General features: G+C 43.1%; 20 protein-coding genes and 1 riboswitch. Of the genes, 10 read left to right on the top strand and 10 right to left on the bottom strand.

The window, feature by feature from the left end; genetic code table 11:
• The first annotated feature begins 341 nt into the window (after window positions 1-341).
• The 7 genes from BLT15_RS10070 to BLT15_RS10035 all read left to right on the top strand — a co-directional run bounded on the left by BLT15_RS10070 (window position 342) and on the right by BLT15_RS10035 (window position 9,385).
• A complete protein-coding gene (locus tag BLT15_RS10070; RefSeq protein WP_234985589.1) occupies window positions 342-2,120 on the top strand; it encodes a sigma 54-interacting transcriptional regulator in 1,779 nt (592 codons plus the stop codon).
• 324 nt (window positions 2,121-2,444) lie between these two features.
• On the top strand, window positions 2,445-3,737 hold the full coding sequence (locus tag BLT15_RS10060; RefSeq protein WP_200769749.1) for a GntP family permease: 1,293 nt from the start codon (window positions 2,445-2,447) through the stop codon (window positions 3,735-3,737).
• A gap of 151 nt (window positions 3,738-3,888) precedes the next feature.
• Window positions 3,889-5,454, top strand: coding sequence for an acyl CoA:acetate/3-ketoacid CoA transferase (locus BLT15_RS10055; RefSeq protein ID WP_089761286.1), 1,566 nt, complete (start codon window positions 3,889-3,891; stop codon window positions 5,452-5,454).
• A 59-nt stretch (window positions 5,455-5,513) separates the two neighbouring features.
• The gene (locus BLT15_RS10050) at window positions 5,514-6,257 is read left to right on the top strand and encodes a beta-ketoacyl-ACP reductase (RefSeq protein WP_089761283.1); all 744 of its coding nucleotides are present in this window, start codon (window positions 5,514-5,516) and stop codon (window positions 6,255-6,257) included.
• A gap of 126 nt (window positions 6,258-6,383) precedes the next feature.
• On the top strand, window positions 6,384-7,571 hold the full coding sequence (locus BLT15_RS10045) for a thiolase domain-containing protein (RefSeq protein ID WP_089761281.1): 1,188 nt from the start codon (window positions 6,384-6,386) through the stop codon (window positions 7,569-7,571).
• Window positions 7,572-7,599: 28 nt separating this feature from the next.
• Window positions 7,600-8,781, top strand: a complete 1,182-nt coding sequence (locus BLT15_RS10040; RefSeq protein WP_089761278.1) for an acetyl-CoA C-acetyltransferase — start codon at window positions 7,600-7,602, stop codon at window positions 8,779-8,781.
• Window positions 8,782-8,980: 199 nt separating this feature from the next.
• Window positions 8,981-9,385, top strand: coding sequence for a universal stress protein (locus tag BLT15_RS10035; protein ID WP_089761276.1), 405 nt, complete (start codon window positions 8,981-8,983; stop codon window positions 9,383-9,385).
• A gap of 206 nt (window positions 9,386-9,591) precedes the next feature.
• Here the strand turns inward: BLT15_RS10035 and BLT15_RS10030 are convergent, their stop codons facing one another.
• Both BLT15_RS10030 and BLT15_RS10025 read right to left on the bottom strand, forming a co-directional pair.
• Complete coding sequence (locus BLT15_RS10030) at window positions 9,592-10,611, bottom strand: aldo/keto reductase (protein WP_089761274.1); 1,020 nt, start codon at window positions 10,609-10,611, stop codon at window positions 9,592-9,594.
• Between the two features lie 198 nt (window positions 10,612-10,809).
• Window positions 10,810-12,813: a methyl-accepting chemotaxis protein gene (locus BLT15_RS10025; RefSeq protein WP_089761271.1), complete on the bottom strand. Its 2,004-nt coding sequence runs from the start codon at window positions 12,811-12,813 to the stop codon at window positions 10,810-10,812.
• A gap of 263 nt (window positions 12,814-13,076) precedes the next feature.
• On the opposite strand from BLT15_RS10025, the gene BLT15_RS10020 reads away from it, so the two are divergent.
• Entirely contained in the window at window positions 13,077-14,276 is a 1,200-nt protein-coding gene (locus tag BLT15_RS10020; RefSeq protein WP_089761268.1) for a SpoIIE family protein phosphatase, read from the top strand.
• Between the two features lie 309 nt (window positions 14,277-14,585).
• Window positions 14,586-14,790, top strand: a riboswitch (cobalamin riboswitch).
• 98 nt (window positions 14,791-14,888) lie between these two features.
• Window positions 14,889-15,665: a TVP38/TMEM64 family protein gene (locus BLT15_RS10015; RefSeq protein WP_089761290.1), complete on the top strand. Its 777-nt coding sequence runs from the start codon at window positions 14,889-14,891 to the stop codon at window positions 15,663-15,665.
• Between the two features lie 31 nt (window positions 15,666-15,696).
• On the opposite strand, the gene BLT15_RS10010 is transcribed toward BLT15_RS10015, so the two are convergent.
• From BLT15_RS10010 to BLT15_RS10000, 3 genes are read right to left on the bottom strand one after another with little or no spacing between them, the layout of a single operon-like run.
• Window positions 15,697-17,172 carry an HD domain-containing phosphohydrolase gene (locus tag BLT15_RS10010; protein ID WP_089761266.1) on the bottom strand — a complete coding sequence of 492 codons (1,476 nt, stop codon included), beginning with the start codon at window positions 17,170-17,172 and terminating at the stop codon, window positions 15,697-15,699.
• Window positions 17,173-17,201: 29 nt separating this feature from the next.
• Window positions 17,202-18,455, bottom strand: coding sequence for a DUF2225 domain-containing protein (locus BLT15_RS10005; protein ID WP_089761263.1), 1,254 nt, complete (start codon window positions 18,453-18,455; stop codon window positions 17,202-17,204).
• A gap of 14 nt (window positions 18,456-18,469) precedes the next feature.
• Entirely contained in the window at window positions 18,470-20,572 is a 2,103-nt protein-coding gene (locus tag BLT15_RS10000; RefSeq protein WP_089761261.1) for a methyl-accepting chemotaxis protein, read from the bottom strand.
• A 416-nt stretch (window positions 20,573-20,988) separates the two neighbouring features.
• On the opposite strand from BLT15_RS10000, the gene mgtE reads away from it, so the two are divergent.
• Window positions 20,989-22,368: a magnesium transporter gene (mgtE, locus tag BLT15_RS09995; RefSeq protein WP_089761259.1), complete on the top strand. Its 1,380-nt coding sequence runs from the start codon at window positions 20,989-20,991 to the stop codon at window positions 22,366-22,368.
• Window positions 22,369-22,423: 55 nt separating this feature from the next.
• On the opposite strand, the gene BLT15_RS09990 is transcribed toward mgtE, so the two are convergent.
• From BLT15_RS09990 to BLT15_RS13635, 5 genes are all read right to left on the bottom strand, one after another.
• Window positions 22,424-22,726, bottom strand: a complete 303-nt coding sequence (locus BLT15_RS09990) for an STAS domain-containing protein (RefSeq protein ID WP_159429899.1) — start codon at window positions 22,724-22,726, stop codon at window positions 22,424-22,426.
• A gap of 178 nt (window positions 22,727-22,904) precedes the next feature.
• Entirely contained in the window at window positions 22,905-24,995 is a 2,091-nt protein-coding gene (locus BLT15_RS09985) for a sensor domain-containing protein (RefSeq protein WP_089761255.1), read from the bottom strand.
• Between the two features lie 4 nt (window positions 24,996-24,999).
• Window positions 25,000-25,842, bottom strand: coding sequence for an ATPase domain-containing protein (locus BLT15_RS13445; protein WP_200769748.1), 843 nt, complete (start codon window positions 25,840-25,842; stop codon window positions 25,000-25,002).
• Window positions 25,835-26,188 (bottom strand): ATPase domain-containing protein, encoded by a 354-nt coding sequence (locus tag BLT15_RS13640; protein WP_268762249.1) that lies wholly within the window; start codon window positions 26,186-26,188, stop codon window positions 25,835-25,837. The genes BLT15_RS13445 and BLT15_RS13640 overlap by 8 nt, the downstream gene beginning before the upstream one ends.
• Window positions 26,189-26,232: 44 nt before the next feature.
• Window positions 26,233-26,469 carry an RAD55 family ATPase gene (locus BLT15_RS13635; RefSeq protein ID WP_200769747.1) on the bottom strand — a complete coding sequence of 79 codons (237 nt, stop codon included), beginning with the start codon at window positions 26,467-26,469 and terminating at the stop codon, window positions 26,233-26,235.
• Window positions 26,470-26,485 lie beyond the last annotated feature (16 nt).

Genomic DNA, 26,485 nt, shown 5'->3' with positions numbered 1-26,485 from the left:
CAGTTGATAGATATAGTATTAGATCACTGTCATGACAATAATGGCTGGAAGATATAAAGCAAAGTGATACTCGAAATTTTTCGAGATTCAGGTTAAGTCCATGGCCAAAAAATAGTGTCCCCGGCTCAGGAGGTGCCGGGCTGAGCGGGAGCTCAGGGATAAGCTTTTGCGAAGGAAGCGCAATTTTTTGGCCGAAAACTAAACTTATGCCGGGGAAAAATTTCATTGTGAACGCAGCTTTATATCTTACAGCACAACTAAATGAGGTTTTTACACACCTTTTAGCCAACTGAAGACAAGAAGATCCATATTTTTTATCCTGAACAGAGGTGATATTAAAATTGCTCTTAAATGAAAAAATCACCGAGGAATTCAAACAAAACGATAGATTCAGTGACTGGCTTCAGGCGCTTTTAAATTCTGTTTATAACGGGATTATAGCGGTTGATGAAATCGGCAAAGTCGTTTATTGCAATAGATCGGCGGAGCATATAATTGAGATTAACAGAAACAAAATTTTGGGCAGGGATATAAAAGAAATATTACCTAAAAGCGGTCTTTTACAAACTCTGGAAAAAGGGGAACCCGAACTTTCCGATCGCCTGACCATCAAAGGTAAAGAAATTTTTTCTAACAGAACCCCAATTTTCCAGGGTGGTGAGCTTAAAGGAGCAATAGCGGTTTTCCAGGAGCTCAATGACATCACCAAACTTCAGGGCAGACTGGAGGATGCCAGACATCAACTTCAGATTTTTGATGCAATCCTGAATAAAGTATACGAAGGTGTAATTATCGTCGACCAGAATGGTTATATAACCAAATTCAACAAAGCCTACCAGGAATTTTTAGGAGTCGATGAGGAGGATATGGTGAGTGAACATGTGACAGATGTTATTGAAAACACCAGAATGCACAAGATCATACAGACCGGCGAAAAGGAAGTGGGGCATATTCAGCGCATTCACGGTAATGATATGATCTGCAGCCGTCACCCGATTTTCGAAGGCGAGAAAATCATCGGTGCTGTCGGTATAGTGCATTTCCAGGATATAGAAGAGCTGCGGTCGCTGGCCATGCGACTGGAAATCATGGAAGATCATCTGGGCAAATTCAAAGGAGAGTTTAAGAGGCTGCAGGAAGCTAAATACTCCTTCGACAATATTCTGACCAAAAATCCCAAAATGAAGTATCTGAAAGAGATGGCCGGCAGGGCAGCAGAAAATAATTCCTCAGTCCTGATAGAAGGTGAAACCGGTACCGGCAAAGAACTATTTGCTCATGCAATTCATGAAGCCAGCTATAGAAAATACGGTTCCTTCATCAGGGTTAACTGCGCTGCCATACCCCGAGACCTGCTGGAGTCGGAACTTTTTGGTTATGAAGAAGGAGCCTTTACCGGAGCTAAAGAAGAAGGAAAACCGGGTAAGTTTGAAATGGCTGACGGTGGCACTATATTTTTGGATGAAATCAGCTGCATGCCGAAGGAAATGCAGGCTAAACTTTTGAGGGTGCTGGAAGAAGGAGAATTCACCCGGGTGGGTAGCACCCAATCAAATCAGCTCGACGTCAGAGTTATAGCTGCTACCAACGAAAATCTGGAAAAGAAAATTCAGGCCGGGGATTTTCGAGAAGACCTTTATTATAGATTGAACGTAGTCAGAATCAGCATCCCTCCTCTGCGCGAGCGGCGTGAAGATATCCCTCTGCTGGCAAGAAAAAAACTCAAAGATCTGATAGCTGAACTGACCCTGGAGGAGAAGATTTTTTCCGATCAGACGATAAAACAGCTGAAAGCTTATTCCTGGCCCGGCAATGTTCGAGAGCTTTTCAATGTGGTCGAAAGAGCCGTCAACACCACCGACAACAGATTGATTCAGACACGACATCTGCCGGAAATTATCGGAAAAGAAAAGCCTGATGTCGATGAAAATGATCAGGATGATATAGATATAGATATAAATGATGATTTAGATCTCAACCAAAATATCGAGGAGCTCGAAAAAAAATCGATTAAAAAAGCTCTTGAAATAACCGGGAATAATAAGTCTAAAGCCGCTGAAATTCTGGGCATTCATCGCACCAGTCTGTATAATAAGTTAAAAAAATATAATCTGAAATAGTTCACTGCTTCTGGTCAAAAAATTTTAGCCTGTAAAAGTGAAGTAATTATATACAGGTTACAGCCTGTGTATAAGTTTTCTACAGACGGGCTGCTCTCCTTCATGATCGAGATAAAAGCTTTTCTCCCCAGCTTATTGTACAATTTTTATACAAACCCTCTATAATTTTGGCAAAAATAAAAATCATATAAAACTGAGTTTATCAGCTCAAATCTCCTGTCCTGCGGGGATCTGAGCGTTTTTTTCTTTTCTGGTATAAAATATGCATGTATAATAGGTGGCAATAATAAAATTATCACCTCTTGAAGGGAGGAAAAAAGTAACATGTCACTATCTCTGCTGGGCATTATTCTAGGACTGATCCTGATCATGGCTGCCTGCATGAAAGGTATGAGCATTTTGATTGCTGCTCCGATCTCCTCTATGGTGGTCGCCGCCTTCAGCGGTTATCCGCTGCTGGAAACATTTTTAGAGACTTATATGGACGGTACAGTGGGTTATGTATTTAGCTTTTTCCCCATGTTCTTTCTGGGAGCTATCTTCGGAAAAATCATGGAGGATACCGGCGCGGCCGCTGCGGTGGCCAGCTGGGTCATGGACAAAATCGGCTCGGATAAAGCTATTCTGGCTGTAGTTCTGGCCTGTATGGTCTTAACTTACGGTGGAATCAGTCTTTTCGTGGTCGTCTTTACCATGTATCCTCTGGGCATGGCTATTTTCAAAGAGGCCAATGTACCCAAAAGATTTATAGCCGGTTCAATTGCTTTTGGCTCTTTCACCATAACTATGACCGCCACCCCGGGAACTCCTCAGATACAAAATATCATCCCCACCGAATTTTTCGGAACCGATGCTATGTCCGCTCCTTTCCTGGGACTTGCTGCTGCCGTATTGATATTCCTCGGAGGTTATTTTTACCTTCAGCGGGAGCTCAAAAAAGCCTGGGAAAATGGTGAGGAATATTCCGAAGGCGAGGATGAAGACTTCGGCGGCAACGATGAAGATCTGCCAGGAGTATTGAGATCCATCTTACCATTAATCTCTGTGGTTGTTCTGTTAAACGTATTCGGCATCGACATAAATGGCTCTCTTTTCTGGGGTAATGCCCTGGCCTTAATTCTGCTCTGGGATCGCTTTGATTATATCATGGAAGCGGTCAATACACTCAATGAAGGTGCTGATGGTTCGCTGACAGCAATAATGAACACTTCTATGGCAGTCGGCTTCGGCACGGTAGTTCAGGAAGTACCCGGTTTCGATGAGCTGGTTGAGGTGCTGGCCGATGTCACTCTGGGAAATGTCTATCTTTTTGGAGTTGTTTCAACCAATGTGCTGGCAGGAGCCACTGGATCAGCTTCTGGTGGCATGAGCATAGCTCTGGAGGCGCTGGCTGATACCTTCCTGGATATGGGCGGTAATCCCGAACTTCTGCACAGGACAATAGCAATAGCTTCTGGAGGTCTCGATGTTCTGCCGCATAACGGAGCCGTTATAACCCTTCTGGTTGTAACCGGTTTGACCCATGATGATGCCTATAAAGATATCTTTGTAACTGCTCTTCTGATCCCCGCGATAGTCGGTCTGCTGAGCGTCATTCCCGCCACTATAATCGGCTAAAATTCCCCAGCTGCTTTTGGGGGCCTATTGATAATGTCATCGGCCGGAGGTCTGCTTATTACAGACTTCCGGCTCAAATCGCCCTATAATTTACTCGAAGATAGATTTCCTTTATTCTCTTATTATAAAATTACACTGAGGAGGAGAAAGTATGTCTGTTGGTTTTGAGAAAAAAATCACAGTTTCTGAGGCCTCTCATTTAGTTGATGACGAAGACACCGTGGCTATAGCTGGATTTGTTGGTTTTGGCCATCCGGAAGATATCACTGCCAATCTGGAAAAAAGATTTCAGGAAGAAGAAAAACCGGAAGATCTAACACTTGTATATGCTGCTGGACAGGGGGACGGCAAAACTCGGGGAATGAATCACCTTGCTTATGAAGGAATGCTCAAAAGAGTCGTGGGTGGACACTGGGGTCTGGCCCCAGAATTGGGTAAGCTGGCCAACCAGAATAAAATTGAAGCTTATAACTTTCCCCAGGGCGTTATAACTCACATGTATAGAGATATAGCTGCCGGTAAACCGGGAACTATTACCCATGTAGGCCTTAAAACACTGGCCGACCCCCGGGTGCAGGGTGGAAAACTAAACGATATTACCGAAGAAGATCTGGTCGAACTAATAGAGATAGATGGAGAAAAATATCTCCGCTATAAACCCCTGTCGATAGATGTGGCAATTATAAGAGGCACTACTGCCGATGAAAAAGGCAATATCACCATGGAAAAAGAAGCGCTCACCCTGGAAAGTCTGCCCATCGCACAGGCCGCTCAAAACTCCGGCGGTATAGTAATCGCTCAGGTGGAGAGAACAGCAAGAAACGGCACTCTCGATCCCAAACTGGTGAATATTCCTGGCATTCTGGTTGATTACGTCGTTGAAACCGAAAATATGGAAAATCATCAGCAATCTTTTGTGGAAGAACACAACCCAGCCTTTACCGGCGAAATAAAAGTTCCTCTGGAATCTCTGGAAACTATGGAGCTTACGGAGAGAAAAGTCATAGCCAGGCGGGCCGCCATGGAGCTCGTTCCCAACGCAATAGTTAATCTGGGCATAGGCATGCCAGAAGGAGTTGCTTCGGTGGCTTCAGAAGAAGGAGTCAGCGAGGAAATGAAGCTGACAGTTGAGGCCGGGCCTATCGGAGGGGTTCCCGCAGGAGGCGGCAACTTCGGAGCTGCAACCAATCCTGAGGTTATAATCGATCAGCCCTATCAGTTTGATTATTATGATGGTGGCGGTCTAGATGTGGCCTTTCTTGGGCTGGCTCAGGCTGATGAGACAGGCAATGTAAATGTGAGCAAATTCGGTCCCCGCATCGCAGGAGTCGGTGGATTTGTCAATATAACTCAAAATGCTCAAAAGGTAGTATACTGCGGCACCTTTACGGCTAAAGGACTGGAAGTAGAAGTAAGTGAAGGAACGCTTGAAATTATCGAAGAAGGTGAAATAATTAAGTTTCTGGAAGAAGTAGAACAGATTTCTTTCAGCGGAGAATATGCCGTTGAAGAGAACCAGGATATTCTTTACGTGACGGAAAGAGCTGTATTTGAACTCAATTCTGAAGGCATAAAGCTGACTGAAATAGCTCCGGGTGTTGATCTGGAAAAGGATGTGCTGGAGCAGATGGGGTTTGAGCCTCAAATAGCCGATGATCTTCAAAAAATGCCAGAATCTATATTCCAGCCAGAGAAGATGGGACTGGAAATAGGATAAAAATCAGGACTTGAGAGATCCATTTAAATAATAACAAACCTTCAAGGAGGGATTTTGTGATGAAATTAAAAGATAAAGTTGCAATCATAACCGGAGCGGCCAGAGGCATAGGCGAAAAAACGGCCAAACTTTTCGCAGAACACGGAGCTAAAGTGGTGGTTGCCGATTATGATGAAATTCCGGGCCGTGAAACCAGAGATGAGATACAGTCTGAGGGCGGAGAAGCCTGCTTTGTAAAAGTTGATGTGTCCGATTTTGAAGATGCCCAAAATCTGATAGATGTGGCTCAGGAAGAATATGGCAGTATAGATATTTTGATCAACAATGCCGGCATAACTGCCGATGGATTTTTGACCAAGATGAGCGAAGAGGATTGGGATAGAGTGATAGATGTAAATCTAAAAGGAACTTTTAACTGCTCTAAGTTCGCTGCTCAAAAAATGATGGAACAGGAAGATGGCGGAGTCATTATCAATGCTTCCTCCGTAGTCGGCCTGCATGGTAACATCGGCCAGACCAATTACGCCGCCAGCAAATTCGGCGTTAAAGGCCTGACCAAAACCTGGGCAAAAGAGCTGGGAGGCCGGGGTATAAGAGTCAACTGCGTAGCACCCGGTTATACAAATACCCGCATGATGGACGATGTGCCAGAAAAAGTACTCGACAGCATCAGAGATAAAAATTCTCTGGGCAGACTGGGTGAATCCGAAGAGATCGCCCATGCATATCTCTATTTATCTTCGGAAGAAGCAGCCTATGTTAACGGCGCAATCCTGCCTGTTGATGGCGGTCAAATTCTTTAAAAAAACTGTCTGAAGGCATGATTAAGCCTGTTAAATGGCCGGAACTCAACCCTGCCAGCTATTATCCCCGGCAGGGTTGAGATTTATCCCGGCTGATAGCAAAATATTGTGCAGGAGGTTAAATTTATGAGCGTTAGCATTATTGGAACCGGACATACCGAGTTCGGCAATCTCGATAAAGATCTGTATGAGCTGCTCGAAGAATCTGGGAAAGAAGCACTGGCAGATACTGAGCTCGCTCCTGCAGATATCGACGGAATCTGGATAGCAAATTACAGCGCTGGAAGTTTCAATAATCAGGAACATCTTGGCCCATACGGGCTGGAAATACATGAAGATCTTCGCTTCACTCCGGCCACCAGGGTTGAAAATGCCTGCGCCTCGGGATCTGCAGCCATAGATGCTGCCCGCAATGCTCTGCTTTCCGGCAGCGCCGACTATGCACTCATAGTAGGTGTTGAAAAGATGAATTCGCTCGACACAAAAGGGGCCATGAAAGCTCTTTCTAAAGCTTCCTACTGGCCTGATGAGGGAGCTGAGGGAATGACATTTCCCGGGCTTTTTGCTGAATTTGCCAGAGGGTACGGAGAAAAATATGGATATGATCAGGAAGAGATGGAAGAAATTCTGGCCCGTATTTCAGCTAAAAATCATCGCAATGCAGAAGAAAATGAACTGGCTCAGATGCCCTGGAACTGCAGTCATCAGGATATTTTGGACCTGGAAGAGGATAAAAACCCGATAATAGCCGATCCCCTCAGATTATATGACTGCTCGCTTATCACTGACGGAGCTGCAGCTCTAGTTTTGACTCGTTCGGAAATTGCCGAAGAGAACGGCTTTGAAGGTGTGGAAATTACCGCCTTCAGCCACACGACCGATTATCTTGAGCTGAACAAGCGTTCCAATTACGAATTTACCGCAGGGAAAATCGCCGTCGAAAATGCTTTTGAACAGGCCGGAATTTCAGTTGAAGACCTTGATTTTGCTGAAGTCCATGACTGCTTTACCATAGCCGAGCTGATCATCTATGAAACCCTGGGGCTGACAGAGGATGGTAAGGGGGCAGAGGCTATTCGTAACGGCTGGACGGAAGCTAATGGACGGCTCCCGGTAAATCTTTCCGGGGGGTTGAAAGCTAAAGGTCATCCTGTAGGCGCTACAGGTGTGTCCATGGCTGTGCTGGCAGCAAGGCAGCTGATGGGAGAACCTATCGGTTTAGCCCTGGATAATCCTGAATTGGGGATGAGTTTTAACATCGGAGGCAGCGCCGCTTCCAATTATGCTCTCGTATATAAGCCGTTAAATAGGTAAATTAATTAAATACAGGAGGTTATAAATAATGAGAAATATAGCCATAGTCAGCGCCGTTAGAACTCCTATCGGTGCTTTTGGAGGCTCTCTAAAAGATATAGAAGCCGTGGAATTAGGCTCTATAGCCCTGGAAGAAGCCATGAAGCGGGCCGGAATATCGGGCGAGGATGTCGAAGAGGTAATAATGGGCAATGTTCTACAGGGAGGATTGGGCCAGAACCCCGCACGGCAATCCGCCGTCAGAGCTGATATCCCTTATAAAGTACCAGCAGTAACCATCAATAAGGTGTGTGGTTCGGGATTGAAATCAGTTAATCTTGCAGCCCAGGCCATCCTTACCGATGATGCCGATGTGATTGCCGTCGGAGGTATGGAAAATATGAGCCAAACCGGATATGTAGTTGACGATTATCGCTGGGGCAATAAAATGGGTCACGGCGAAATAACCGATATGATGATAAAAGATGGACTCTGGGACGTTTTTAACGATTATCATATGGGCGTGACTGCTGAAAATGTCGCGGAAAAATGGAATATCAGCAGAGAAGAACAGGATGAATTTGCCGCCAAAAGTCAGCAAAAAGCAGAAGAAGCTATAAAAGATGATAGATTTTCTGATGAGATAGTGCCTGTAGAAATTCCTCAGCGCCGGGGCGAACCCGAAGTTTTTGATGAAGATGAGCACCCTCGATTCGGAACAACTGCTGAAAAACTGGCCAATCTCGGTCCTGCTTTCAAAAAAGATGGAACCGTCACCGCCGCCAATGCTTCAGGAATAAATGATGGGGCTGCTGCTCTAATAATGATGAGCGAAGAAAAAGCTAAAGAGCTGGGCGTAGAACCTCTGGCAGTTATTGAATCATATGCTTCGGCCGGAGTAGATCCAGAAATCATGGGAACCGGTCCCATCCCGGCCACTGAAAAAGCTCTGGAAAAAGCAGATCTGGAGATAGATGATCTGGAGCTGGTCGAGCTGAACGAGGCTTTTGCCGCTCAATCTCTGGCTGTTCTAAACGAGCTGGATCTGGATCCTGAAATTGTCAATGTCAACGGCGGCGCCATTGCTCTGGGCCATCCAATCGGCTGCAGTGGAGCCAGAATACTGGTAACACTGCTGCACGAGATGGAAAAGCGAGACGTCAAAAAAGGACTGGCAGCACTCTGCATAGGTGGCGGCCAGGGTACAGCGACCATAGTGGATAGAGGTTAATAGCAGGTCTATCCTTTAAAATCATATTTTTTTAAAAAAGCTGCAGAGTTGAAATATAAACTTTATATACAGCTCTGCAGCTTTTTATATCGATGATAATATTCAAAAATTGAACTTTTTTTATAATAATGTTATAATTAATTTGAAGGTTAAAACATTATATTTATTCTAAAAAACCACAGAAAGTGTGGTGAATAAAATGGAAAAGATTCTGCTGGCCTACGATGGTTCCGAAACTTGTGACAAAGCTGTTGGAAAAGTTAGCGAACTGGCCCAGGATTTAAATGCCAGTGTTACTGTTATAACTGTGGTCGAAAGTGCCACCTCCGCCCCCTCTCTTCAGAACGGTTACTCATCTCAAAGAGAAGAAAAAGCCCGGGAAATGGCCGAGAAATGTGCTGAAAGGATTGGCATTGAAAATGTTAATATAATTGCCAAAGAAGGAAACCCCGCTCACCTCATCTGCAATGAGGCGGAAAAAGGAGATTTTGATCTGGTAGTAATGGGCGAAAGGGGGAAAAGTCGAATCAAAAGATTCTTGATCGGGAGTACAACTGAAAAAGTAGTGAGACAGAGTAAAAAATCTGTTATGGTGGTTAAGTAACATCATAAGAGGATCAACACAATATAAAGCCCTCAATCGGCGGTGACGGACTGCTGTCGGCTGAGGGCTTATTATATTTTTAGCCTGGATAAAACCGCTCTAAAAAAGAAAAATCGATCCCGAAATCGGGATCGGCAACTTTAAAGCTAAAACCAACTGATAGTATCGGGCTTAAAATATAAATTTAATCAAAAAATCCGTTGAAGCTAGCCCAACTTTTGTCGGGCCAGTTCTAAATTTTCCTGTAGAAGTCGGGGAATGGGAAGCTCATAAGGACATTTTTCCACGCATTTTCCGCACTCGATACAATTCTCGGCCTGTAAAAATGTTTCGTAAGGACCTTCTTTTATCTTTTTTGCCGGCATGCGATTGAGAAAAGATTCAACTCTCAAAACAACCGGGATCTGTATTCCTTCCGGACAGGGAAGGCAGTACTGACAGCGCCGGCAGAACTGATCCCCCAATTCTTCCCTCTTTTTTTCTATAAATTCTATCTCTTCCTCGCTGAGCTTTTCAGTCCGGTCTGCTGCAGCCACATTTTCTGCAACTTCCTGAGGGCTTTCCATACCGGGAATGGGAATCACACTATCCCGGGTCAAAATATAGCGAAGAGCTATTTCAGGCGCCTGCAGTCTTCCGCCGGCCATGGGTTTCATTGCTATCATGCCCATATCTCTTTCTTCTGCGGCTGGAATCAGCTTCTTTTCCGCCTCAGTCTCGATAAAATTATAACAAAATTGAACGGTGGCAAAATTATTTTCTTTTATAGCCCTCAACAGCAGCTCATTGGAATGACCGGTGATCCCTATATGATCAATAAGTCCATCGCTGCGGGCCTTCATCAAACCCTGCAGGGCGCTATTTTTCTTTGTAACCTGATCTTTGTAATTCTCTTCGCTGCTGACATGATGCAGCTGGTAAAGATCGATCTTATCAACCTGCAGATTGTCAATGCTAACTTTTACATCCTGATATGCCTTTTCAGCATTTTCAGCTGGTGTTTTGGAAGCCAGATAAACTTTTTTGTCCAGTTCCTGCAAAGTCAGCCCGATCTTTTCCTCACTATCGGAATAAGCGCGAGCTGTATCGATAAAGTTAATTCCACGCTCGACAGCAGTTTTAACAGTGATTTTAGCCTCCTGCTGCGAAACTCTCTGTACGGGAATTCCACCAAAACCCAGGGTGGAAATTTCCAGCCCGGTTTTGCCCAAAATAATTTTTTTCATTATCGGATACCTCCCCAAGACTGTCTGTAATTACCTGAATTTTTAATGAAACCGAACACTTGGTCAGCTTTTTAGAGCCGGCAGTGAAAAAATCCCCCAATCATCTATCCAGATTGGGGAATTTCTTTCGGCAGCTTATTCACATTACTTGTCCACTCTTTTTGTTTGGCCTGAACTTTTATATAATTTATACGTGTTTCATTCTTGCTCTATATTAAAAGCTGAAATCATCTCTTTGAGATGCTCGGCCATATTTTCCAGTTCATCGGCTGAGGCGGCCACCTCTTCCACTGAAGCGCTCTGTTCTTCAGCCAGAGCCGAAACCTCTTCGCTGCTGGCAGCGTTGTCCTCGACTGATTCTGAAATGGAATTTATCGATTGATTTATATCCTTGATTCTTCTGCCCAGATCTTCAGCAAAGTCCTTCATTTCCTCCACCCTTTCCTCTGTGCTGCGAGAAGTGCTTACAATACCCTCAAGAGAGTCGCCGGCTTCATTTATTGATTCTATCTGTTTATCTACCTGTTTTATATTTGTCTGCATCGAGTTTATAGTAGCCTGAGTTTCGGACTGGATATCCTCGATCAGGCTGGTTATCTCACCGGCGGCTTCCGAGGACTCTTCAGCCAGCTCTCTTATTTCTTCAGCTACCACAGAAAATCCTCGTCCAGCTTCACCGGCCCGGGCTGCCTCTATGGCAGCATTCAAAGCGAGCAGATTTGTCTGCGAGGCTATAGATTCTATAACTTCTATCATATTACCTATCTGCTGAGACCTTTTATTGAGTTTTTCTATGGCATCGGTGGCAAATTCTACAGTCTCACTCACAGTATCAAGCTGTTCAATAGCTTCATTTATGGATTCCTGACCTTCACGGGCAGTTTCAACTGAATCGCTGGCTTCCTGGAGTACTTCGTTCACATTTTCCATAAGCTGGCCGCCATCTTCAGCCACCTTTTCTGAGGTTTCATCAATATTTTGAATATCGGTGTTGATATCTTCACTCTTTTCGGCAACCTCTGTGATGGTGCGGGCGATCTCCTCCGAGCTCTGTCCCATATCATCTGATGCCCTGCTCAGCTGGCGGGAAGCATCCACGACCGAGTCTGAATTATCATCGATTCCCAGAATTAAATTCTTCAATCCGTTTGTCATTTCGTTGAAGGAATCAGCCAGATCACCGAGCTCACCCCTTGATTTTATTTTCACCTGACCGCTCAAATCTCCATCAGCTACTTCAGCCGCTCTTTCAGCCAGCATTTCTACAGGCTTAAGCAGTCTGGAAATAAGAAGGAAGATCAACACACCAACTGCAGCTGTGCCTGCCACCGAAAATATTCCGATATTTCGAGTTATAGCAGCACTTTGAGCGACAACATCTTCTCGATCCTGCACTGTCTTGATGTAACCCAGCACCTCACCAGAATAGTCCTCGAAGGGCAGAAGATAAATACCTTCAGTCTCATCTTCGGAGTAAAAGAAAACCCTTTCTCCTGTTTCGGCTTCTGCCAGCTTCTCCTGAGGCACCTGCCATCGATCTTCTGCTGTCGCTCCAAAGAGGCCATCATCTTCGCTCACCTCTTCCCAGAACGGCATATCTTCATCCTCGAATACATAAAAGAAAATTTCTCCGCCCAGATTCTCCTGCAGCCTGTGGGCAAAATAATCATCAAAAGCTGATCCAAATTCAACAGTTCCCACATGTTCACCCTCATACTCGACCGGAGCTATGGCGCGAATACTGATAGCCGAAGTTCCAGCTTCCAACCCCTGCAAAAACTCCTGACGGCTGTTAGCTTCATTGACGATCTCTCTAACATCACTGAGATCATCCCCGTATCTTTCAGGTCTGTGAACTCTTAAAAAAGAAGTGGAATCAGGCTCGTGAAAATGAACTCTACCCACTTCCTCTTCCACCGCTTCTATCTCCGGGCCCAAAAACTCTGCCATCTGCTGACGTTCGCGCTCGCCAAAAAATTCCTGAACCATTTGATTGTTGGCAGTCCGCAGCACGTTTACCCGGGCCATTTCAACTCTATCTTCAATTTGCGCTTCCAAAAAATTGCCCAAAGCTGCAAAGAATTCCTCTTCTTCCTCCTGTAAAACGGTGTTAGACTGGTTGAGCGAATATAAGCTTAAACCTGTCGATAAAATTATAATCCCCAGAACAACAGCGATAATCAATTTTTTCTTAAAGGACATTTTCCGCAATGATGGCACTTTTTAAATCACCTCTATAAATTTGCATAGTATTATTCTGCGCTAATAATTTCTTCCCGATGTCAGCATCAATTTCCTGCATATTTCAGTACTTTTTTCCCGTATACAGGCAATCATATACTCCGGACGTAAAAATATTTATGAAAAATATACGATTTTATTGTATAATGATAAAAAAGGATAATATACTCACTATGATGAGCAAATGACATCTTTTAAACTCAGTTGAATTTAGGGGGATTACCATGTCCGAAAAAAAATCGGCCCAAATAGCCCCGGAAGATCAGTTCATAGAAAACAGATGCAGACTTGTTCAGGCTGCTCTGGATTCTCTCTCTGCCAATATAGCCATACTGGACGACAAAGGTATCATCCGTTACACCAACCGCTCCTGGAAAGAACACGCCCGGGAAAATAACCTGGATCCTGATAAATGTTCCGAGGGAATTAATTATTTGAAGGTCACCCTGAACGCGAAAGGAGAACCCACTGAATTGACCGAGGCAATCAAAAGCGTGATGCGCAGAAAAAGTGATTACTACGAAAAAGAATATCCCTGTCACGGCCCGGATAAAAAAAGCTGGTATAGAATGAAAGTTACCCCCTACGATGACGAAGGGCCTTATGCTGTCGTCATAGCGCACGAGGATATCACGGAAAAGAAAAAAGGCGAATTGAAAATAGAGGAATCTCTACAGAAAACCAAAATGCTCCATGATCAATTTTTGCCGGCGGGGCCTCCCGATATTCCCGGACTGGATTTTGCTTTTCATTACCAGCCGGCCAACAGACTGGGAGGCGATTTTTACAATTACGTAAAACTCGAAAATAAATTGATATTTTATGTTTCCGACGTGAGCGGTCACGATCTGAGCAGTTCAATTCTCAACATATTCCTGCGGGAAGCAATAAACTCTTATCTTTTGTCAGCTTCAAATTCCGATGAAATCAAGCCCGCTGATATCGTTAACTACATCTCCAGGCGCTTCAGCGAAGAAGATTTTCCCGCTGATTATTTTATCTCGCTGGTCATGGGAGTTATGGATATCGAGAACTATGAGATAAATCTCGTAAACGCCGGATTTCATTTTCCGCCCAAGCTGATCATCGAAAGCAGCAGACCGGCCAGCCTGAAGTGTTCCGGTCCCCCTATTTCTTATCTCACCACCCGTTCAGAGCAAAAATATGAAGATTGCCGGTTTGTTCTTTCTGAAAACTCAACTCTTTTAATTTATACAGATGGTCTGATAGAACAACGTCAGGCGGAGAGCTCAGAGGAGATGTATGGAGAGATGAGGCTGATGGAACTGATAACTGCGCTGGACTACAGAAGACCAGAGACTTTAATTAATAAAACCTGTGAAAGTTTAAAGCAGTTTCGAGGTGAAACTCCAGTAGGAGATGATATTACAATGATGGCAATAAAAAATAGAAAACTGAAATAAAAAAATACCTGCATCTCAGGAGGTATGAATCCTGAAACGCAGGTGCCCAGGAAGTACCCTGGGATTGGGGGGTTAGGATTGCAAAATTATAAAAGATATCCGGAAGTGATCAGACGCTTTTTTAGGGGGGAAGGATATTTCGATTAACCTGTTAACATGATAAAATACGAAACAAATAAAATAAAGTCATAAGCAAAATAAATACCTGTATACAGGTATCCAAAAGAATATTTTCTCGCAGAATACAATATATATGATAATTTAAGCAGGAATATGATCCTGCATCTATAAATTTAATTTTGAAAAAGAATTATAAAATTTAAGTCGGGTGTTCCCGGTCGTGACCGGGAGGTAATAGGGAATCAGGTGTAAAACCTGAACGGGCCCGCCACTGTAACTGGATTTGATGGCAATCTGCCACCTAAAGTAAGTTAAACGTTAGGGAAGGAATCTGTCGTTATGTCAGGTTTTGTTATCCAGAAGTCAGGAAACCTGCCCGGCACCGAAACCTGCTCTTTCCCTCGTCGGCAGGGGGCAGCAGGTAATCAAATCAGCTGCTGGCTGGATCAGCCCTGCTTCCGGAAGATTATTTTTCATCGGTCAGCAGTGTCCATGATTATCCTGCCACCGGCTGTCGAGGCCGGGTTTTTGTGTTTGGAGGGGGCTGCCATGGATAGGCTTCTGACAGCATTTAAGATTAGTCGCAAAAATATGATTCGCCTTTTTATATTTGTTATAGCAGCGTTAATGATGTATTTTATGCTTTTTGACAGCGGCTTCAGTCTGGAATGGTTTCAGGACAATATCAGCAGATTAAACACCTTAAGCCAGAATCATTTGCTGCTCTCAATAGTAATTTTTCTGCTGGTCCGTTATATTTTCGCCGTCATATCCATACCCGGAACCGGTGTGTTATCTATAGTTGGCGGCGCCATTTTTAATTTCTGGCTGGCAGTGGCGCTGGTTTCACTGTCAGTTAATCTGGGGGTTTTAACAGTTTTCCTGCTCAGCAGGTACGCTTTTAAAGACCCGGCCAAAAAAAGATTTGCCGGGCGTTTTCACTCTCTGGAACAGCTCCTGGATGAATACGGGGCCTCTCTTCTATTTCTTTTAAGATTGAGTGAATTGTGTCCTTCTTTTATCATAAACTCCTTTTTTGCCTTCACTCCTGTAAAGACTTTCACATTTCTCTGGGTTAGCTTCATAGGCCATCTTCCCGGCATCATCATTTTTGTAAATGCCGGCAGACAGATCAACGAAATTAATAAAGCAGCAAATTTAATGGATCCCCGGGTCATACTATCCCTCGTTGCTCTGGGATTGATACCTTTGCTATCAAAATTTCTACACAACCGAATACTCTGTACTTCCGATAATAATTGCCGGTAAATAGAGATTAGAACTGCAGCTGCGCGTAGCTTCAGTCAGAAAACAGGATGTTGAATGGCGGCGAGGAATCTTTTTGAGTTCTGTCAATAAAATCCTCATATTGGGGTATCTCTTCTGCTGATAGAAGTGAAAATTCAGGATGTAGTCTAAAATAGTGAGAAGCGACTTCATTTTCTGGAAGGCCGGCAAAATTGGCTTCAAGTTTGTTTTTATAAGAAATTATCTGGTCTAAATTTTCCAGAAAAAGGTCCAGCAACTCACCATCGAAGTGCTTGTTTCGATCATCTTTCATTATCGCTACAGCTTTTTCGACCGGATAGCTGTCCTTATAAACTCGCTCTGATACCAGAGCATCGAAAACGTCCACTATAGCAACAATTCTGCCTTCGAGAGGTATTTCTTCTCCCGCCAGTCCCCTGGGATAGCCTTCACCGTCCCAGCGTTCATGATGTGTACAGGCAATTCTTTTGGCCATTTTGATGAGCTCGTGGTCACTTCCCCTGAGAATATTGCCCGCTATAGAAGGATGTTCTTTTATTTTTTCGTACTCTTCATCGGTTAATTTTCCGGATTTAAATAAAATACGATCGGGGATTCCTATTTTCCCCACATCATGCATTAATGAAGCATAATACATCCTCTCAAGCTTTTCCTCATCAGAGGTCACCAGCGAGAAAGCAAGGGTTGAAAAGACTCCTATCTTGGCCAGATGCAGTGCTGTGTCCTCATCTCTATATTCTGCGGCAAAACAGAGCCTTTTAACTATCTCTCTGGTCCTTTTTTCATTTTCTTCCAGGGTGAAGCTGAGCATTACATTTTGATTGGCCAGCTGATTTACTTTTTCCTCTATCCCCTGTAGAGCGTTGCTGAGAAAATGTTCTATGATCTGATCTGAACGCAGATTTTCACCTTCAGCAAAGCTATGTGAACACGAAAAAGAATTATTCTTCTCCTCCTTCTCATCAGCCCCTGCAAAATTCCTTTCTGAAAAACCGGGGGAATAATCCTGTCGAATAAATCCCTTGATTATCTCGGCCGACTTTCTGACTATATCTTTTTCAAAAAACAAATTGCCTTTGAAGATACGAAAAGAATCGCCGACCATATGCTGTTTATCAGGCATTTCCTGGGTGACCAGCGCCATGGAGTGAACGGGATGATCCACAATGACTGCCCATTCCTGCAGCAGATCTTTTCTGATTTTCGCTGAAAACTCTTTGATATCAAAAAAGTGAGTGCTTTCGCTGAAATTAACCTTTAAATCCGGGCTAAATTCATCTGCGAACAGATAAAGTCCGGAACAAACAGCATCAAGTTTGAGATACCTATCGCGTTCGCTGGCAAAGAATTCATTTTTCTGAAAAAAAACATACATACAGGCCGGCAATTTATGTTCCATGACAACATCCTCTATGGCGTGGCTGACCGCCACCAGCGAAGATTTATTATAATTTTCTCTTCTAAGCGAGGAAAATTTATCATTTAACTGCTGATAAAGTGCAGACAAATAAAATTACCCCCAGTCACGCTTTAAATTTATCTATTTTTATCTTTTAATTCGCGGAACTTTTCCCGGGCCAATCTTCTATAAACTCTCTTTATATGATCAGCTCTTATCAAACTGTCGAGCATCTTTAAAGCTCTTTCAGGTTTTTCGTCGTGCTTTATTATCAGGTCAGAGAGCATTAAAACGATTCTGTGTTCTGCTTCCTGGGATAATCTGCCGGTATCACCGTGAAGATAAAATTTCTCCAGATGATAAAGAGCTCGCTCAGCAGCTTTTGCCTGGAGCTTCTCAAACCCTGCGTCTTCATACAGCCAGCTGAGCCGAATCCAGGCCGCTCCCGGTTTGTCGTGCTCAACTTCGAGAAAATCAAAAAGTCTCAGGGCAGTATAATAAGCTCGAAAAACCTCATTTAATTTTCTCGGCACACTATAGCCGGCCTTAACTTTTTCATCTTCAGTCTCCAAAATTACATCCTTAAATTTCTTTTCCAGCAGAGATTCATTTTTTCTGCAGAGCTCATCAAAATCATTTTTGGGGGCCGTATAAAAGCAGTAGGGGCAGGTCCAGATATAATACCAGCTGGGCTTGAAGTTAGAGTATATCTGCCGCAGGTCGCTGCGCATCTCATCCAGACTCAGACGGGATTTTCTTATTTTTCTGACCTCGATTTCAGCCTGACAGACCGGACATTTCCGGGTTTTGGAGAAGATGTATTTCGCAAAATTTTCAGCATCAGAAGAAATTTCCTCTCTTATCTCCCTGTGCCCGGATAAATATATACCATCCATTGGCAAATAATCCGAACTCCATTCCCCGAGACTGCTGCTTTCATTCTCCCCGGAGGAAACGACCCTGCTATCTTCAGAGGGGGGAAGCTTCCCCTTCAGCTCTACGATAACTTTCTCATAATCATCCTGGTTGAGCTTTTTCTTTCTGCGCGAAAGAGCGGCGAATAATTTTTCTCTCAGCTCTCCGGAGTTTCCCAGCAGATATTCAAAATCTTGAGCTTCAAGACCTGCATATAGGCTTTTTTTAAGAGCTACCGAGCTATAAAGATGTTTTTTTTCTTTTACCAGAGCTCCCTCGCCAAAAATCTCCCCCGAGGAAATCTTTTCTGCCATCATCTCGCGATTAAAATCAGATTGGGAATCAAAGATAGCTATCGTACCCTTGAGTAAAATAAAAACTTCCCGGGCTTTATCTCCTTTGAGGAAGATTTTCTTCCCCTGTTTTGTCCTGTAATATTTAGCCTTTTGCTTATCCAGCAAATCTTTGATATCCAAAAAATCATCTCCAGTTAAATTTCAAATTCATCTGTCAGTTCATTAAGCTTTTGAGCCATCTCAGCAAGATCTTCCGAAGCTCTGACGACTTCCTGGGTGGAAGCGCTCTGTTCCTCGCTGGCGGCGGCAACTTCTTCAGCGTTGCCGGAAACTTCCTCGCTGACCGCGGCAATCTCTTCCATAGCTGCCGATACCTCACTGCTGCCCACCGCCATCTGATTGGCGCTGGCGGTAACATCCTGAATTAGATCGGTGAGATCCTCTATAGCATCCTCTATCTGGGTGAAGGTATCGCGGGTATCTTCGATGGCCGTTACGCTTTCTTCCACAACATCAACAGTCTCTTCGGTCTGCTGTACAGAACTATCGACCCTGTTCTGGATTTTCCCTATCAATCCAGCTATCTCCTCGGTAGCCTGTGAAGATTCTTCGGCCAGCTCTCTAATCTCATCAGCTACCACGCTGAAACCCTGTCCGGCCTGTCCGGCCCGGGCCGCTTCGATGGCCGCATTTAAAGCCAGCAGATTTGTCTGTTCCGATATATTGCTGATAAGCTCAACTATTTCACTGATCTCGTCGGATAGATCGCCAAGTTTATTGATATCTTCAGCAACCTGAGAAGATTTTTCCTCCACGCTGTCGATCTTCTGACGCGAGTTTTCCAGCGCATTATTGCCCTGGTCAACCTCTTCTCTTACCTGATCTGCCTTTTCTTCCATATTCCGGGCGCGCTCGGTCACTGCATCTATACCCTGGCTGAGATCTTCCATGTTTTCCTGAGTTTCATCTATCTGAGCTGACTGCTCCTCTGCGCCCGAAGCGACTTCCTCTATGGCCGTGCTGATCTCATCAGCAGAGGCGGACATCTCTTCGCTGTTGGCCGAAAGCTGCTGGCTGGAAGAAGCCAGATTCTCGGCAATATTCTTCTCCTGCTCAACAGAATCAATCAAATTCTGCTGCATATCGGCGACGGATTGGGTGATTCTACCTATTTCATCATCTCTATCGAGAAATTCGGTTGCCCTGCTATCTTCCTGGAACGTCAGGTCTAAATCAGCAATTTTTTCGATGACTCCGGTCAAAAGTACAATGGGGTTAGCCACACTTCTGGCTATAAAATAGGCGAAAAAGGCTATTATAATGCCGGATGCCAGTATAGTTATCAGCATATTGTTTCTGAGATCACGGGTGCCAGCAAGTATCTCCTCCTGATCAATCTCGATAATCAGACCGGCTGCCGTATCTCCGTAACGTATGACTTCATTTTGACCTAAGACTGGCTGACCTCTATATTCAACATACTCTGCTGTGTATCGAAAATCGAATTCTCCTGCGGAAATTGGTTCTGACAGTCTCCCTACAGCTTCAGTTTCTATCCGTTCCTGGAAGGCAGCTCCTTCCGCCAGATCACCGATCAGAGTGTTGGTCAATAGAAGTCCATCCGAATCTATTATGTAAGCATCGGCTGTCTCACCCAGCTCTTCCAGCCCCTGATGTATTATCTCATCCACATGGGAGGTGTCGACCACGAATATCATAGCTCCGACAATCTCTCCTTCGACGCCTTCGGTTCTGACCGGAGCAGCAAGAGTGATAAGGTGTTCTTCTCTCACATCGGAATAAAAAGGCTCAGACCAGTTCATCTCCCCCTCCAGAGCAGCTTGAAGATAATCTCTGTCGGAAAGATCAGCTCCGATATCATCTTCATCGGTGGAGTAGGTAACGACGCCGCGAGGGCTGGTCACTGATATGGCTTCGTAATGCTCGAATGATTCATGGATATTATCAATGGTCTCACCAATTCTGAATTCAAAAACTCCTTTAGCCCATTCCTCTCCTTCATCCGTCTCATCTTCCGATTCAGTCATAGACTCATATATTTCATTGTTATTGATGGTGCTCAACATATCCATCTCACGTTCATTCCAGAAATCGTCCAGAGATGTCTCTGTTTGATAACCGGCCATGGAAATAGTATTATATATCTGATTCTGGATCTCCTGCTCAGAAGTTCTGAAAGAAAACACTCCTACAATTAAAACGGGAACAAGTCCGATGATCAAAAACAAAATTACTAATTTTGGTTTTAAACTCAAATTTGCCAGCCACTTTTTCAATGAAATAGCCCCCTGATATTTTTGTGCTTAAATAAGCATCCTTAAATTCTATCAATCTAAATGCCGCAGACTGTTTTGTGTTTTAGTACTGACTCTGCCTAATATAGAATTGTATATGCAGATTCATTTTCCTGCCTGCAGGTTCAGCTCAATATATCAATTAGAAAGTGATGCTCGAAATTTTTCGAAACTCAGGTTAAGTCCATGGCCAAAAAATAGTGTTTCCGGCTCAGGATGTGCCGGGCTAAGCGTGAGCTCAGGGACAAGCTTTTGCGAAGGGAGCGCAATTTTTAAATTCAAACCTTTTAACTAAGAATAATAAAGATTTTTAGCCGGGTGTTTTCGATGAAAATCCAAAAAAATGTTGCTATTAATAATGTTTTGATATATTATACTAAACTAACGGAGGTGAAAATATGCCAGGAAAAGAAACCTTGCTCGATACAGAAAGTTTAAAATTACAGGTGGAGAAGCTGGAAGCTTTACTGGAATCCGGCAATTATGAGGAAGCTGTAGAAATTTCTCAGCAGCTTTCCAACCGCAGAATAAGAGATATAATAATTGCTATTCCCCGCTCAAATATTCTTCCCTTTTTGCGCGGACTGGGCTGGGATCGCGCCGGCGAGATTGCCGCCTGGCTGCCCGAAGAACTGACTATAGAACTGCTAAAAGAGATGGAGGAAAATGAGCAAAAACAGTTATTCGCCCATCTGGATAGTGACGAAGTGACGGATCTGCTTGATCATCTGCCCTATGAAGAGCAGGAAAAGCTGTGGAAAAAACTTCATCCTGAGCTGGAGGAAGATGTAAAAAAACTGAGCTCTCATGGTCCTGAAACTGCCGGCGGCCATATGGAAACTGAGTATGTAGCAGTACATAGAGATACCACAGTTCCGGAAGCATTGCAGAAACTGCGCCGGGCACGCCAAAGAATTAACAACACAGCCTATGTATATGTTACAGATGACCGAGAAAAACTGATAGGAGTAATTTCCGCCCAGGAATTAAGTTTTGCCGACAGATCAGAAAAAGCAGAGGATTTGATGGATCAGGATATTCATGTAGCCAGAGTCGATGAGCCGGTCGAAGAAGCGGCCAAAACTTTGCAGTACAGGCGTCTTAATTTGCTGCCGGTGATTGACGAAGACGATAAATTGCTGGGGGTTTTGACCCTGGATACGGCTATAGATCAGCTCTCGGAAAAGCTGGCGGATGATTTTGTCTCCCTTACCGGTGCCAGCGGAGAAGAAAGCTTTTTCACCAGCCCTAAAGAGGCCATCCGTATGAGACTGCCCTGGATGGCTTTTAATGTTTTCCTCAATCTGGGGGCGGTGGCCGTCATCAGCAGCTTTGAAGATACCATCGCTCAAATTGCCATTCTGGCTGCCTTTTTGCCCATGATCACTGACATGGGGGGAAATGTGGGGATTCAGGCTCTTTCCGTTTCCATCAGGAGTATAGCTTTAGGGGAAGTGCAGCTGGGAGATTTTGTCCGCGTGCTGCGCAAAGAGGTGGCGATCGGAATATTTAATGGGCTGGCTTTGGGGCTGCTTTTTGCCCTGCTGGCATATTTCTTAGAAGGAATTCCGCTGCTGGGTATTATAGCGGGTACAGCTCTGGCAGCCAATGTGCTGGTCGCAGGTATAGTTGGAGGGACTTTCCCTTTCCTGATAAAAAAATTGGGCAAAGACCCCGCCATGATGACCGGACCTTTTCTAACTACCATTACTGATATTACCGGCGTCACGATTTATCTGGGCCTAAGCACCCTGTTTCTGCTGGGGGTGATAGTTTAAAAAAGATCGAACAAAGCTACACTATAAAATCTTCCGCTCCAATATTTTAGAAAGCCTAATTTCTGATCTCTATAACCTCATCCAGATTTATCATGTCAAAAATATCTTTGATATTATCCGAAGTTACATTTTCTATAACCATATTGCCGCCTTTTTCTCTCATTTTTTTATGAATAAAAAGTATTTTCCCTGCAGCCATACTATCTATATCAACCGTATCTTTCATGTCCAGAATAATGTTATGTATGTCTTTCTTTATAATTTCATTAAATTTTTCTTCAAGCTTTTCTGCATTGGCCAGGTCTATGCTTTCTTCCGGGATGATGCGAGCAGAATTATCTTTTACTTCTACTTTCAAAATATCATCCCCTTTCTGAGGTGGAATTTTAACTTGGTTTTAATTTTTAAAATTACATCTACCCCAAATCTTCTGCCATAAACAAAACCTAACTGTTCTAATATTTCAAACCTTAAAACCATCAATTAATTTCTCCGTCTTTCCTATTCCCTTTGATCTCTCCTCCCAATTTTCCCTATCAAAAAATTTGCTCCTGCCAGCTGCCGTAAAAATCAACAAAGTCTTCTCTGGGCATAGGTTTGCCAATGTAATAGCCCTGACCGTAATCACAGCCCAATTCCTTTAAATCCCCCATAACATCCTGACTTTCAATACCCTCGGCCACAATTTCTTTCCCCAATACCTGACCCAATCTTATGGCGGTTTTCACTATTTCATAGCTTTTTTTATCTTCATTCATCACCTGCACAAAGGATAAATCTATTTTGAGAGTATTGATATCTAGATTCTTCAAATAAGCTAAAGAGGAATAACCTGTGCCAAAATCATCCATGGAAATTTTAATGTCTTCTTTCAATAGTTGTCCCAGGGAGTTATTGCCTCCTATTACATCTTCCATTATTTCCGTCTCCGTAAGTTCCAGTTCAAATTGAGCTGGCTTTAAACCATTTTGGGCGATTATATTTTTAACATCTTCTACAAATCCTTTTTGCTTTAAATTACGGGGAGAAATGTTAACTGCCATGTTTATATCAATTCCTCTATCCGCCAAAATCCGCTTTTTTTCGGCTGCTCTATTGAGCACCCAGTGAGTCAATTCATTAATGAGCCCTGTTCTCTCCACCGGAGGTATAAATTCTCCGGGTGAAATATTACCGCGTTCAGGGTGCGGCCATCTAATTAATGCCTCCACACCCGTAATTTCACCGGTTTTTAACCTGACTTTAGGCATGTAATGTAATTCGAACTGATCTTCATCCAGAGCATTTCTCACATCTCCTAAAATCATAAAATTCTCCTGTGTCTCTGTTTCTAAAGCTTCTTCATAAATTTTTATTCTCTTTTTATCACTCACAGCAGAATTCATGGCCTGATAGGCACGCTGAAATAACTCTACAGCTTTATCTCCCTTCTGATAGGGGGCTACTCCCAGATGAGAATTCAAAAATATCGGAATACTATTGTAATAGAAGGAGAGTTCCGTTTTATCCTTCAACTCCTCAATAAAGTCAGTGAGCCTATCCTCGGAAGTATTTACCAACAAAAAACCAAGCTTATCATGGTATATATTGTATACACTTATTTCCATATCACTATTCGCAGCTTCTCTTTCGTTCAGGATAAATTTAAGTTCCAATCTTTCTTTCAGCTGAGTGGCAATTTCCTTGAGAAAACCTCCCCATCTTGTATGGCCGATTGAATTCATAATCTCCTCGTAATTTTTGATATCTATGACCAGAAGATATATATCTTCAGTTTTTTCCTCTTCTATCAGCTTGTCCATGTTTTTAATTAAACTGGAGCTATTGGGCAGTCCACTGTTGGGATCGTAAAAAGAAACCTCTTCTAGTTCTTCTCTTTTTCTCTTTTCAGTCATATCCCGGGCAGCACATAGAATCTGCTCTTTTCCCTGTATATTAAGTTTCCGAGCATTTATCTCCACCGGAATTGCTTCCCCTTCTTCGGGATAAAATTTAGTGGTTAACAAAGCTTCTCCCTGATCTTTCAAGAATTTAAATAACTCATTAACATCTTCTTCCGGCATAAATTTTTCCAGAGAAGAATTTTTCAGAGCTTCTTTGTCATATTTAAGCTCTTCCAGAAGTTTTTTATTTACTTCGACAATTTTAAATCCAGGTTCTTCCTTCTCAATAATGTCTACTAAAAATATCATATCATTAATATTATTAAATATGTTTTCATATCTCTCTTTTAAAATATTCCATTCAGTCCATAATCTTTTGTTGCGAATCAGATTATCTACTCTTGCCAACAATAATTTTTGGGAAACCGGTAATTCAATGACATCTTCAACCAATTTAAATAAATTTTGTGAAGTATCTTTACCTTTATCCTGCAGGTAAATCATAGGAGTAAATGTTCGATTATCCTGCTTATAACTCTTTATCTGTTCTTTATATCGTTTAAAATATTTTTCATCCAGAAATATCAGGTTAAATTTATTGAAATTTGTCTCTTCCTGCACAAAAACCTCAAATTTATCACTGAGCAGCTCCTTTAATAATTCTCGGTTCCTGTCATTGGAAATTAAGAGATTTATATTCTCTTTTTTGATCTTTTCTTCAGAAGATTTTCCAAGCCTGCTCATAATTTTAACCCTCCTTTTTATTACTATTTGATCGCCCTTCAGAAGTCAACTCGGGATTACCCGAAAGTATTCCGCTTAGATCCTCCATGGGCTCTCCCACTTCTAAGCCATATTTTGAAATCTCAAACTCTCTCAACTTGGTTTCAAAACTGCTCAGCCTTTTTTTCAGCACTCCGATTGCTTTTTGCATACCTCCACTTAATTCTATATAGCGAAGAATTATTATATTATCTGCCAGATAGCTTATTTGATCATCGGTCACCCGAAAATCCCCGGTGATATTGGGTATCTCGTTGATCATAAGAAGGGTGGCATTGTTATTAATAAGAAGCTTCCGCAGGGAATCCAAAACTTTCCTCAAATCAAGTTTGTTCCAGTTCTCATCCAGGAAAAGGGAATTAAATGCTGTAACACTATCAATCATTACCAGCTTTGTATCATTCTCTTCGACTTCTTTCTTAACCCGATGAACAAATATCTCGGGTGTTAATTCCCCGCGGTTTACCGTAATTAATTGCAAATTTTTATTTTCAATCATCTCTTCAACGGGGATATTGATGGTTTTGGACCTCCGCTTTAAAACTTCTGGACTTTCTTCCAGCAGGTATACAACTGATCTTTCACCCCGGCCTGCTGCTTCTTTCATGAATGTAAGCCCCAGAGATGTTTTCCCCGAACCAGTAGGCCCTGTAATAATTGTACTTGTATTCTTTTCAATTCCGCCGTGCAGCATCTTATCAATTTCTGGAACTCCCGAAGATATAGGTGCATTATCAGTTTTTTCTCTGGCGGAAGGGGAAAAATCAGGATTTAAAGAGGGATAAACCTTCATACCTTCTTTATCCAAAATATAAGTGTGTAAACCTTTTTTTAAACCCGGATCCTCTAATTTTGGCAACAGAAATTTTCCTCTCGCTTCCCCGTTTCTTAAGATTAATTATGCCATCACTGATAAACTGCAGATCATCATCCGGCCGGCTGCCCACTTCCGATACTAGCATGGGAGTTGCCTCTATATCTGCCATTAGATTAATCAGAGATTGAATATTTTTGCGGAAGCGATAATCATCTGTGGACAAAATGCGCAGCTGGGTCAGCCCATCAATAAATATCCTCTCCGGCTGCATCTCTTTTATTTTTTCAATGATTTTTTCTAAAAGAGGCTGCTGCTCAACCTCGGAAGAAGGAAACACACTGTAATCTTCTTCCTCTACAAATCTGCTGGAAGGACTTAAATCTAAAAACTCAATCTTTTCTCAGCGTTTCTGGCTATTTTAGAGGCAGGCTCTGATAGGGAAACGAATAGACGAGAGCTGTCTTCCTCTAAATTAGCACACAAAAAATGCAGACCCAGTGTTGTTTTACCACTGCCTGCTTTTCCTCTCACCAGATAGGAATCACCGGAAATTAAGCCACCTTTTAAAATTGTGTCCAGACCGCTTATCCCTGTTGATAGCCTCTCTTTATTTACCATTTTAACCACCTCTTGA

This window comes from Halarsenatibacter silvermanii, assembly GCF_900103135.1.
GTDB classification, from domain to species: domain Bacteria; phylum Bacillota; class Halanaerobiia; order Halanaerobiales; family Halarsenatibacteraceae; genus Halarsenatibacter; species Halarsenatibacter silvermanii.
This window is presented reverse-complemented; position numbering and strand designations above follow the sequence as displayed.

What these genes read in the sequence shown, in the direction of transcription:
- BLT15_RS10060 (WP_200769749.1), top strand. Translation starts at nt 2,445, where the DNA reads ATGTCACTATCTCTGCTGGGCATTATTCTAGGACTGATCCTGATCATG.
- BLT15_RS10055 (WP_089761286.1), top strand. Translation starts at nt 3,889, where the DNA reads ATGTCTGTTGGTTTTGAGAAAAAAATCACAGTTTCTGAGGCCTCTCAT.
- BLT15_RS10050 (WP_089761283.1), top strand. Translation starts at nt 5,514, where the DNA reads ATGAAATTAAAAGATAAAGTTGCAATCATAACCGGAGCGGCCAGAGGC.
- BLT15_RS10045 (WP_089761281.1), top strand. Translation starts at nt 6,384, where the DNA reads ATGAGCGTTAGCATTATTGGAACCGGACATACCGAGTTCGGCAATCTC.
- BLT15_RS10040 (WP_089761278.1), top strand. Translation starts at nt 7,600, where the DNA reads ATGAGAAATATAGCCATAGTCAGCGCCGTTAGAACTCCTATCGGTGCT.
- BLT15_RS10035 (WP_089761276.1), top strand. Translation starts at nt 8,981, where the DNA reads ATGGAAAAGATTCTGCTGGCCTACGATGGTTCCGAAACTTGTGACAAA.
- BLT15_RS10030 (WP_089761274.1), bottom strand. Translation starts at nt 10,611, where the DNA reads ATGAAAAAAATTATTTTGGGCAAAACCGGGCTGGAAATTTCCACCCTG.
- BLT15_RS10025 (WP_089761271.1), bottom strand. Translation starts at nt 12,813, where the DNA reads ATGTCCTTTAAGAAAAAATTGATTATCGCTGTTGTTCTGGGGATTATA.
- BLT15_RS10020 (WP_089761268.1), top strand. Translation starts at nt 13,077, where the DNA reads ATGTCCGAAAAAAAATCGGCCCAAATAGCCCCGGAAGATCAGTTCATA.
- BLT15_RS10015 (WP_089761290.1), top strand. Translation starts at nt 14,889, where the DNA reads ATGATTATCCTGCCACCGGCTGTCGAGGCCGGGTTTTTGTGTTTGGAG.
- mgtE (WP_089761259.1), top strand. Translation starts at nt 20,989, where the DNA reads ATGCCAGGAAAAGAAACCTTGCTCGATACAGAAAGTTTAAAATTACAG.
- BLT15_RS09985 (WP_089761255.1), bottom strand. Translation starts at nt 24,995, where the DNA reads ATGAGCAGGCTTGGAAAATCTTCTGAAGAAAAGATCAAAAAAGAGAAT.
- BLT15_RS13635 (WP_200769747.1), bottom strand. Translation starts at nt 26,469, where the DNA reads ATGGTAAATAAAGAGAGGCTATCAACAGGGATAAGCGGTCTGGACACA.